The organism is Aeromonas sp. QDB25, from assembly GCF_027707725.1.
Lineage (GTDB): Bacteria > Pseudomonadota > Gammaproteobacteria > Enterobacterales > Aeromonadaceae > Aeromonas > Aeromonas caviae.
Map to the genome: position 1 here is coordinate 1 of NZ_JAPCIZ010000190.1, position 1,722 is coordinate 1,722.

1 protein-coding gene is annotated in these 1,722 nt (G+C 55.5%); it reads left to right on the forward strand.

Going from position 1 to position 1,722, the window contains the following annotated elements:
* Positions 1 to 89 precede the first annotated feature (89 nt).
* Entirely contained in the window at positions 90 to 1,703 is a 1,614-nt protein-coding gene (locus PG883_RS23395) for an IS1634-like element ISAs25 family transposase (protein WP_270808443.1), read from the forward strand.
* The last annotated feature ends 19 nt before the right edge of the window (positions 1,704 to 1,722 follow it).

The following is a 1,722-nucleotide window of genomic DNA, read 5'->3' on the forward strand; positions in this document are numbered from 1 at the left end:
CCGTCATTCCGCACCTGATTTTGCTATTTTCAGTGCTTGACGGCGATCGGCCGTTCTGATCTATTACTCTCTTTTGCAGGTAGATCATCATGGCCGCACCCGCTATCTCGATCCGTAACCTCGATCACCTTGGTTTGGTCGCCGCACTCTGCCAGGAACTGGGCATTGCCCGCATGATCGATGCCTTGCTCCCCAAAACCCCGCCTTTCAAGGTCTCACATGGTGAAGCCTTGGTCGCCATGATAGTGAACGGCCTCGGCTTTCACAGCAGCACCCTGCACATGTTCCCGCAATTCTTCGCTAACAAGCCGGTTGAGCGCCTGATTGGCCCCGGGATCTGTGCTGATGACCTCAATGATGATGTGCTCGGTCGCTGTCTCGATGCCCTCTTTGAGGCCGATGTCAGCGCCTTGTATCAGGTGATGGCGGCGCAAGTTGTCGAGCGGCTGGGGCTCAAAAGCACCGCAGTGCACCTCGATATTACCAGCTTCCACGTCGATGGCGCCTATGACTGTGCCGATGGGGATCTGGTCGGTAAGCTGCAACTGGTGCGTGGTTATAGTCGTGATCACCGGCCAGAGCTGAATCAAGTGATCCTTGAGCTCATCTGTGAAAATCAGGCCGGCCTACCTGTCTATATGCAGGCCCTGAGCGGCAATAGTAATGACACCAAAGCCTTTGCCCAGACCGTTCGTCGCCATTTGAGCAGTCTCAAGGCCGCGCAGGAGTGCCGTTATCTGGTCGGCGATGCCGCACTGTACTGCGCCGATACCTTGCAATTACTGGCGCAACAGCAGCAACTATTTGTGACCCGGGTGCCCGTCACTCTCAATGAGGCAAAGCAGGCCGTGGCAACCATAGGTGCACAACCGCTGACCGCTCTGGGCAATGGCTATCATGGCCGTTGGCAACACGCGAATTATGCCGGGGTCGCGCAACGTTGGTTGCTGGTGCGCAGCGAACAAGCCAGCCACCGCGAGCAGCAGACATTGGCCAAAAACCTGCTCAAAGACAGTACCCGCGAGCTCAAAGCCTTCGCCAAATTGTGTGCCCGACGCTTTGCTTGTGAGGCGGATGCCCAAGCTGAGTTGAGCTGTTTTACCGCCAGCTTGATGCTGCTGCAACTGGATGCCAAAGTGGTAGGTGAACCCGTTTATACAGGACGTGGCAGACCCAAGCGTGGCGAAGAGCCAATTGGCCATCAGTTTCAAATCACTGGGTTGGCGGCAACTAGCCTGGCTTGCGTTGAAGAGGCCCGCAACCAGACCGGGGTGTTCATCCTGGCGACCAATGACCACAGCGATACGCTGACCATGGCCGAACTTTTGGCCACCTATAAAGCGCAGCAGAATGTCGAACGGGGCTTTCGTTTTCTCAAGAGCCCGGAGTTTTTAACCTCCTCACTGTACCTGAAAAAGCCGGAGCGGATTGAAGCGTTGCTCATGGTGATGACCTGTAGCCTGATGATTTACGCAGCGTTGGAGCACCGGATCCGGCAGGGATTAGTGGAGCAGAATCGCAGTGTGGCGGATATGAAAAAGAAACCGACCCAGCAGCCGACGGCCCGTTGGATCTTTTTGCGCTTTGGTGGCATCCATGAATATCGACTGGGAGAAGCTCCGCCACAAGTAACGGAGCTAACAGGAGACCAGCAGATCATTTTGGAGGTATTGGGTGAGCGCTATCGGCAAATTTATTCCTAAATCAGGTGCGGAATGTCGG

What these genes read in the sequence shown, in the direction of transcription:
- PG883_RS23395 (WP_270808443.1), top strand. Translation starts at nt 90, where the DNA reads ATGGCCGCACCCGCTATCTCGATCCGTAACCTCGATCACCTTGGTTTG.